The following is an 8,414-nucleotide window of genomic DNA, read 5'->3' on the forward strand; positions in this document are numbered from 1 at the left end:
TGATGAAAAATATATTAGACTTCGATTAGTCAGATTATAGCGCCACGCGATATGTTCAGGCTGAAAATTGTATCATATTACAGACCCTGTCGTATCGCAGGGCGATATGCCTTTTGAATGATAATTAGTTTGAGTATATCGTCAGCCGATACAGTCAAGTTTCAGGGTGAAATTGTAAAGACTGTATTGGACACAAAACAGTTTTTGAAAAATGTGTTAAGGAAAGGGGCATATCAATTTTTTTGTATCGCTAGGTGATATGGCACTTGCAGATTCATCAAAAACTATTCATATTTATGATAAAAAGGTGATTAGATATGCGAAATGATATTCAACCGTTTGAACGCTCTTTCACTTCTAAGGAAGTGGCGGAGGAAGCGGGGATTGCAACACCTACTGTTCGGAAGTATGGCCAAATATTAGAGCGAAATGGATATGTGTTCTTAAAAGAAGGAGATCGGCGTATCTTTGTTCAATCCGACATTGAAGCACTTATAGCGTTACGCGATACGGACATGCCCCTAGACGATACAGCCAAAGTCATTGCGTATCAACAAAAAGAAAAGTTGGCAGGTCTTAATGAAACAGAGATAGCGGTAACCAATACGGTTGACAATTTACCCCAAGATCCTAATCAATTAAGAGAAATATTAGCTTACTTGGCCAATGAACTTGCTGCCACACGCGAAATGAATGTCCAATTGATAAGCGATATGGCAGATCTTAAAACTACTGTTTCCAGGCTAAAGCAGGATCACCACGATTTAAGCTCTAACATTTCAAATTCTGCACAAAAAACGCAAGCTAGGATTGAGAAGTTATCTGAACAGGAAAAGATCCATTACGAAGCATTGCTGGAAGAGGAAAAACAAAAAAGCGAATACTTTCAAAAAGAATTACAAAATCTTCGGGAAGAAATGAAAAAAGAGTGGCTTTCACAAAATGACTTTAATAAACGTATCGAAAATTCAATACAAAAACCTAAAGATAAGTGGGAAAAGATTTTCTCTATATTCCGAAAATAAATTTCCTGCAGTAGGCTAGTGATGCTCCATGAGTTCCTAACGGTTATTTATCTTTATAAAGCTCTCAATCCATTCTGGATGGGGGCTTTTTTATTATCTAAAATACCTTTTCGTTTAAAAAATAGTTATTGCATGCTTTTTTTTTGTAGACAGAAAGAAAAATGCAATGTATATTATTTAAATATAATGCTTTAACGCTTAAAAGCGTTTTAGTGTAAAAGTGAATAGTTTGCCTGCAGTTTTAGTAGAATAGTCATTAGCAGCAATAAGAGACCGGATGGAAGGTGGAAATCCGGGCGATGATAAATTTGAAATACACCTGTCTTGGAAAGGGCATATTTTTTAAAGAGGGCAGGAAATTATTCCTGCCAACTAGGGTGGTACCGCGGAGTCCCTTCGTCCCTATATTCGAAGGGGCTTTTTTGCGTTTATTTTATACGTCATAGGGGGAGATTTTATGCTTCAAAAACAGAAGGTGCTGGCAATTCGACCAGCCGAGGCGGCTTTTATTACTGTGCTTTTAATGGGGATTATCGGTTACCTAATTATTGGAATAAAAGTAGTTCCACAAATCGCAATAATTGCAGGAGTTGTCCTGTTGCTAGTATTTGGTGCTGTTAAGAAAGTAAACTTTATGGAACTTGAAGCAGCTATGGCAGCTGGAGCAAAATCTGGTATAGCCTCGGTCATGATTTTCTTTTTTATAGGAATGCTGATCAGCAGCTGGATGGCAAGTGGTACAATTCCGACTTTTATCTATCTAGCTGTCGAGTTAGTCTCGGGGAAATTTTACTATGCAGTCGTTTTTGTCGTAACTTCTATTATTGGCGTAAGCATAGGGAGTTCCTTAACAACAGCTGCAACATTGGGAGTGGCGTTTGTTGGAGCAAGTACTACACTAGGAATATCGCCTGTTATCACAGCGGGGGCAGTTGTTTCTGGAGCGTTCTTTGGCGATAAAATGTCGCCTTTATCAGATACGACAAACCTTGCTGCAAGCGTTGCAGGTGCAGATTTATTTGACCATATAAAAAATATGTTATGGACAACGATTCCGGCATTTTTATTTTCGCTAATTGTTTATCTGGTTATATCGCCAGCCGATACAGAACAAAGTATTAAACAAATGGGAAATCTTAAAGATGCATTATTAAATCTAAAGCTTGTACACTGGTATTCACTTCTTCCATTCATTGTCCTTACTATACTAGCAGCTAAAAAAGTTCCTGTAATCGCCACGCTGTTCGCTGGCATTCTCTCGGCCCTATTTATTTCTGTTTGGATGAATAATGGAGTTGACGGCAAAAGATTGTTTGATTTACTCTATTTCGGATATAAGTCTGAAAGTGGAATACAAGAAGTCGATTCAATGCTGACAAGAGGCGGTATTGAAAGTATGATGTTCAGCATATCAGTGGTTTTGCTGGCTCTAAGCATGGGAGGACTTCTCTTCAGGTTAGGCATTATTCCAGCTCTTATATCACTTTTACAAGGTGTATTAACCCGTGTTTCGCTTTTAATTAGTACAACTGCTGGGTTTGCGGTAGTTATAAATTTTATTATTGGAGAGCAATATTTATCAGTTCTGTTACCTGGAAATGCTTTTAAAGAAAATTTCAAAAAGGCTGGCCTGGAGCCGAAGCATCTTTCAAGGGTGCTTGAGGATGCAGGAACTGTCGTCAATCCTCTTGTCCCATGGAGTGTTTGTGGTGTATTTCTGGCTTCCGTTCTCGGAGTGCCTGTTACTGAATATATTCCGTTTGCATTATTTTGCTTATTTTCACCATTGCTCACAATATTCTATGGTTTTACTGGTTTAACACTTCCGAAACACGATAAAAAATACAGCCATAAAGTTTCATAATGTATTACACAGTTTATAAAGCGTTAATGAACATATCCTCAAAGACGCTCAACCAACCTATTGGGTGCCTGTCACCATGATCAGGAAGAATACGATAAAAATTGGCAATACAAAACGTATCAGACCTTGCATTTCTTACGACCTAGGGATGAAGAATAGTCCTAAGAGGTGAAAAGCAAGTGACTGTAATTACAACCTTTAAAGAAAAGCGTCGCGACAAACAATTAAAATACGAGCGGTCCGTACTGAAGGACTTATCGGTGAAAACGTTAAAAGAACGAGTTCAGCAGTATTTCGGATCAACCAGGATTGCTCAGAGCTTTGTTATGAATACAGGAATTGAAGAGGCTTGTTATGACGTAGCTTTGGAAGCCTACTTATTGGGAGCGAAATTCAGCAAATTTGGGTATTATGGTGAGAATATAGATGACGTACGTAAACGTTGTTACAGGGAAGAGAAGCATTTAATTGATACGCTATACAATTTTCTTCTTTATTGGGGCAATGGTGAAGAAGGGACAATGAGTGAAACGCTCTATTACTCCTGTGAGGGATATATAGATGTTTGGTGGAAAGAGGGCTATAATAACGGCCAAAGACGACGCAAACTGCGATTACATTAATTATATAGCGTAGATGAAGCACCAGGGTTGACTGTAATCCTGGTGCTTCATTTTCTCATTCTTCTGTGTTCTAAAAAGGCCCCTTGTCCCATATAGTTAAGTGTATAGGGACGAGCGGGAAGGATGATACGGGTGTCTAAGAAAAAATTAAAGGTCATAGGTTTTTCTGTTGGATTACTGCTTTTATTTCTGATTTTACAATATGATTTTGTTAAAGAGAACACTTGGGGCGATTCTTGGAGTCTTCCCTTGTCAGGAAAAATCATATTAATTGACCCTGGCCATGGCGGACCAGACGGTGGAGCAGGAAACACCAAAGCATTAGAGAAAGACATTGCCTTGGATATTTCATTAAAAGTCAGAGATTATTTGCAGGAGCAGGGAGCCTTAGTTGTCATGACCCGGGAGACAGATAAGGATTTGGCAGACGAAGATACAAAAGGATACAGCAGAAGGAAAGTAGAGGACTTGAAGAAAAGATTAAAGATGATAAATGACTCAGATAATGACCTCTTTGTCAGTATTCATTTAAATGCTATTCCCTCTTCTAGGTGGAGCGGAGCCCAAACCTTTTATGCACCTCATTTTAAAGAAAATGCGAAGGCTGCAAAATTTATTCAAGATGAGCTAATCGTAAATTTAGAAAATACAACTAGAAGAGCAAAGCCGATTAATTCTGTATATATATTGAAAAATGCTAAAAAGCCTGGGGTATTGGTAGAGGTCGGCTTTTTATCAAATCCAAACGAAAGAGAACAGTTAAAAAAGGAAGCCTATCAGGAAAAGATCGCAGCTTCCATCTATCAAGGTGTTGTTCGCTATTTTACGAATGAGAAGGAAATAAAGATAGAAGATTAAAGGGGCGTTTTGCACCTCCTTTTTTTTGGAATGATAGTGGGTAGTGATTCATTTAACTGTTTCTATGAAAAGTTATGGTATACTGAAAACTGGAAACGAATTCATTAGGTGAGGTGTTTGTTTACATGTTAACAGAAGTGAATGTCCGAGAAGTGTTAGGAAACTTAAAAGAACCTTTTTTACATAAAACATTAGCAGAATTAAATGCTATTGAAGAAATAAAAATAAAAGAAGAGAAAAGTCATGTCAGCGTGAAATTACAAATTGCGAAAACTGGGACAGCAGAACAATTGCAGCTCCAAACACAAGTAGTTAATTTGCTAAAAGAAGCTGGTGCCCAAACAGTTGGAATTAGATTTAGTGAGTTACCAGAAGCAGTGTTAGCACAACATCGTCAAGCTGCAAGTGAAACAGAAGACCAGGGGCTGCTTGCTTCTAATAAAACAACCTTTATCGCAGTTGCGAGTGGAAAAGGCGGAGTCGGTAAATCGACTGTATCTGTCAACCTTGCAGTTGCCCTGGCACGTCTTGGGAAAAAGGTTGGTTTAGTTGACGCGGATATATACGGATTTAGTGTTCCCGACATGATGGGAATTACAAAAAGGCCGGTAGTAAGGGGCGAGAAGATTCTGCCTGTTGAGCGCTTTGGTGTTAAGGTCATTTCAATGGGATTTTTTGTAGAGGATAATTCTCCGATCATTTGGCGCGGTCCAATGTTAGGCAAAATGTTAAACAGCTTCTTTAATGAAGTAGAATGGGGAGAAGTGGACTATTTACTTCTAGACTTACCTCCAGGAACAGGGGATGTTGCCTTGGATGTACACACAATGCTTCCTGCATGTAAGGAAGTAATCGTAACTACTCCACATCCAACAGCGGCTTTTGTTGCGGCACGTGCTGGTGCAATGGCACTGCGTACAGATCATGAGATCTTAGGTGTAATTGAGAACATGGCTTACTTTGAAAGTAAGGTTACAGGCGAGAAAGAATATGTATTTGGTAAAGGCGGCGGTGATAAATTGGCCGAAGACTTGAATACTGAAGTACTTGGCCGACTGCCGCTCAATCAGCCTGATTGGAATGATGATGACTTTGCTCCATCTATCTATCAGGAAGACCACCAATTAGGAAAAATTTATTTAGAAATTGCAGAGAAAATGACAAGCCTTTTGAAAAAGTAGAGTAGAAAAAGCCTCTTCCCAAATTAGGAAGAGGCTTTTAACTATTATTCGGATTCTCCGCCTTCTTTTCCTTCTTCTTTTTTCTGTGTTTCTTCAGCTGCTTTTAACAGCAATTCCTGCATCTTCACTTTGAAAAGTGGACTTTCAAGCGTTTCAGATATAACCTTTTGCAGATGTTCCCGATATTCTTTGCTTTTTAGTGCGTCTGCCATTTCCTTCTGAATTTCTGGTTCTTTGAATACTTCTATCATCATGCCTCTATACTCTGGGTCTTTCATCAAGTCCTTTAATAGTTTTTCATTCTCAGTTCTCATGCTTTTTGCGATACCCTGGGCAAACTTTTCATCACTAAATGTTTTTTTCCAAAATTCAGTTGCGTTCTCTGATGTAAGAGTTTGCTGGATCGTATCAGAAACCACTTTTTGGTCCATAACCAGTGTTTCCTTCATCTTATCGTCAGACATTACCTCTTGGATGGCCTTCTTACCATCATCTGTTTTAAGTATATCTACAACCATTTTTTTTGTTGCCTCATAATCAATTTGTTCCCCGCTGCTTGCTTCTGGGGAAGCACAACTAGATAAAACAATAGTGATGAGCAAGGGAAGTATAAGCCATCTTTTATTCATATAAAAAGCTCCTTTCACATAAGAGTCCTTAATTTTTAGGATGAAGAAAAGAGCGTTATATTATGCGTGAGGTAATTGAAAAGATGGATTTTTTATATTTCGATTGGTACAATCAGTATGGAATTTATTTTTTGTTATTGGAGGATAATGGTGTGACGAGTCGTATTTGGGTAAGGCTGTTTATGACTACGCTATTAATTGGTGGAATCACAACAGCAATTGTAGGCTTTATTATCAATTGGAATGAATATGTACACTATTTTATTGATCTTAAAATCATTAATATATTATCCGCCCTGTTTTGGTTTGTTTTATGGGGTATTCTTTATAGCGTTATTAGTCAAATGGGCTTTTTTGCGTATCTTACTGTACACCGTTTTGGCTTAGGCATCTTTAAATCTGTTTCACTTTGGAATGGAGTGCAAGCAGTTTTAATTCTATTTGTGTTATTTGATCTTGTTTATTTGCGCTATGAGACCTTTGCGCAATCTGGGGAAAGTCTCCTTCCTTATATCGGACTTGCAGTTATTTTATTAATAGCGGGGCTGATCACAGCTTTGTATAAATCTAAACAAACAAACCGAGAAGCATTTATTCCAGCACTCTTTTTTATGATTGTCGTTACAGTTATTGAGTGGTTCCCTGTGCTGCGTGTAAACGAACAAAGCTGGGTATATCTTATGTTGTTCGCACTACTTGCTTGTAATGCTTATCAAATATTAATCCTTCACAAATTAAACATGCAATCGCAACAGGAAAGACAGCGAATTGAAGGAAACCGGAAACAAAGTAAGAAATCAAATCTTCAGAAAAAAGCAAGCAAAAAACCGTCCATTTAATATGGGCGGTTTTTTGCTTGTTTATTTAATTTCTTTTGACTCAACTGCTCCATTTGCTATAAGCTCTGATACAGTAACGAGTTTCAATCCTTTCCCTTTCAGCTCTTGGATAATTCCAGGTAATGCTTTTGCTGTTTGTTTAGCAGAGTCAGATGCGTGAAGAAGCACAATATCTCCTTTATTTGCTTTCTTTACATTAGTAATTATCTGATTAACTCCTGGATTGGTCCAATCCTTTGAGTCTATACTCCAATGAACAACAGTGTAGCCATATCGTTCTGCTATTCGCAAGGAGCGTTCATCAAAATGACCAGTAGGGGCACGCAAAAGCTTTATTTCATTAATATTTAACTTTCTAAAGGCTTCCTTTGCTTTTGCAATATCTTTACCGATATTAACATCTTCTAACTCAGTATAATCTGCATAAGCGTATCCAAGAATCCCAATTTCATATCCCTCTTTAACTATCCTGCTGACAATATCCGGGTGCCGCTCTGCCCAAGAACCAGCCAAAAAGAAGGTTGCAGATTTTACATTCCCTTCTTTTAATGCATCTAAAATGGGCTCTGCTTTTTCATCACCCCAGCCAATATTAAAAGTAAGAGCGATATCCTTTTCACCGCGATAAACGGCTTTTGGCCCATCTTTTGTTGAAAAGACTGGAGACAATGAAAGATTACTCATAAATAGAAACATTGCAGTGAAAAAAGCAGCGATTACGATTAAAAGAATTTGTTTTACAGATTTACCATTCAACACAAAAAAGAAATTCATTTATACCACCTCGTCCAATGCTATCCTTGTCTCATACTTATGCTGTTTATTAAATGAATATGATAAATGAAATTTAATTATAAATTTTCCTTTTTTGGAAAAGACTACAATAAATACATCTAACATGAAGGGTGATTCAATGTTTGGGCTTCTCATTAATGATAAAGAAGTAAAAGAAATGGAATACCTGATAAAACGAGAGATGGATGAAATCTTATTTGATCTGAAAGATGATCGTATTGATCATATAGTCAAACGAGCAATGGAAGAACGGTATAAGATTTTATTTACCTTGTTTAAAAGAGTAGCCTCACCAAATGAGTGTTTAAAATATATGAGAAGGGATAATAAAAGCAGGAGGAAGGGCTAGATATAACATCTTTCTAAATTAGATAAATTAATTTCATATTTATTGTTGACTTTCAAATGTTATGTTGGTATATTAATAAACGTCGCTGATGACGTAAAACAATAACTTAAAAAAGTTGTTGACTTTATGTCTCGATGATGATATATTAATAAAGTCGCTTTTACGCGGTAGATTGTAATTGCTCTTTGAAAACTAAACAAACAGTAACGTCAACAAACGATTTTTTTAGCTTTTTATAAAAGCTAAGCCAA

9 protein-coding genes are annotated in these 8,414 nt (G+C 37.4%); 7 read left to right on the plus strand and 2 right to left on the minus strand.

The genetic code is table 11. The features are described 5' to 3' along the window. Nucleotides 1-317 precede the first annotated feature (317 nt). The 5 genes from H0184_RS26960 to H0184_RS26980 all read left to right on the plus strand — a co-directional run bounded on the left by H0184_RS26960 (nt 318) and on the right by H0184_RS26980 (nt 5,551). The gene (locus tag H0184_RS26960; RefSeq protein WP_221830935.1) at nt 318-1,025 is read left to right on the plus strand and encodes a MerR family transcriptional regulator; all 708 of its coding nucleotides are present in this window, start codon (nt 318-320) and stop codon (nt 1,023-1,025) included. A gap of 457 nt (nt 1,026-1,482) precedes the next feature. After that, entirely contained in the window at nt 1,483-2,889 is a 1,407-nt protein-coding gene (nhaC, locus tag H0184_RS26965) for a Na+/H+ antiporter NhaC (protein WP_221830936.1), read from the plus strand. 179 nt (nt 2,890-3,068) lie between these two features. Further along, nucleotides 3,069-3,512: a YbaK family protein gene (locus tag H0184_RS26970; protein WP_221830945.1), complete on the plus strand. Its 444-nt coding sequence runs from the start codon at nt 3,069-3,071 to the stop codon at nt 3,510-3,512. A 132-nt stretch (nt 3,513-3,644) separates the two neighbouring features. Continuing rightward, complete coding sequence (gene cwlD / locus H0184_RS26975; protein WP_313771835.1) at nt 3,645-4,370, plus strand: N-acetylmuramoyl-L-alanine amidase CwlD; 726 nt, start codon at nt 3,645-3,647, stop codon at nt 4,368-4,370. Between the two features lie 125 nt (nt 4,371-4,495). Next, a complete protein-coding gene (locus H0184_RS26980; RefSeq protein WP_221830956.1) occupies nt 4,496-5,551 on the plus strand; it encodes an Mrp/NBP35 family ATP-binding protein in 1,056 nt (351 codons plus the stop codon). A 44-nt stretch (nt 5,552-5,595) separates the two neighbouring features. On the opposite strand, the gene gerD is transcribed toward H0184_RS26980, so the two are convergent. Further along, the gene (gene gerD / locus H0184_RS26985; RefSeq protein WP_221830958.1) at nt 5,596-6,180 is read right to left on the minus strand and encodes a spore germination lipoprotein GerD; all 585 of its coding nucleotides are present in this window, start codon (nt 6,178-6,180) and stop codon (nt 5,596-5,598) included. A gap of 152 nt (nt 6,181-6,332) precedes the next feature. Between gerD and H0184_RS26990 the strand changes: the two genes are divergently transcribed. Beyond that, entirely contained in the window at nt 6,333-7,019 is a 687-nt protein-coding gene (locus H0184_RS26990; RefSeq protein ID WP_221830961.1) for a KinB-signaling pathway activation protein, read from the plus strand. Between the two features lie 21 nt (nt 7,020-7,040). Here H0184_RS26990 and pdaB read toward each other — a convergent pair whose 3' ends face one another. Further along, on the minus strand, nt 7,041-7,793 hold the full coding sequence (pdaB, locus tag H0184_RS26995; RefSeq protein ID WP_221830969.1) for a polysaccharide deacetylase family sporulation protein PdaB: 753 nt from the start codon (nt 7,791-7,793) through the stop codon (nt 7,041-7,043). Between the two features lie 139 nt (nt 7,794-7,932). Between pdaB and H0184_RS27000 the strand changes: the two genes are divergently transcribed. Beyond that, complete coding sequence (locus H0184_RS27000) at nt 7,933-8,163, plus strand: hypothetical protein (RefSeq protein ID WP_221830976.1); 231 nt, start codon at nt 7,933-7,935, stop codon at nt 8,161-8,163. The last annotated feature ends 251 nt before the right edge of the window (nt 8,164-8,414 follow it).

The sequence above is a fragment of the Neobacillus niacini genome (assembly GCF_019749295.1).
Taxonomy (GTDB): domain Bacteria; phylum Bacillota; class Bacilli; order Bacillales; family Cytobacillaceae; genus Neobacillus; species Neobacillus niacini_D.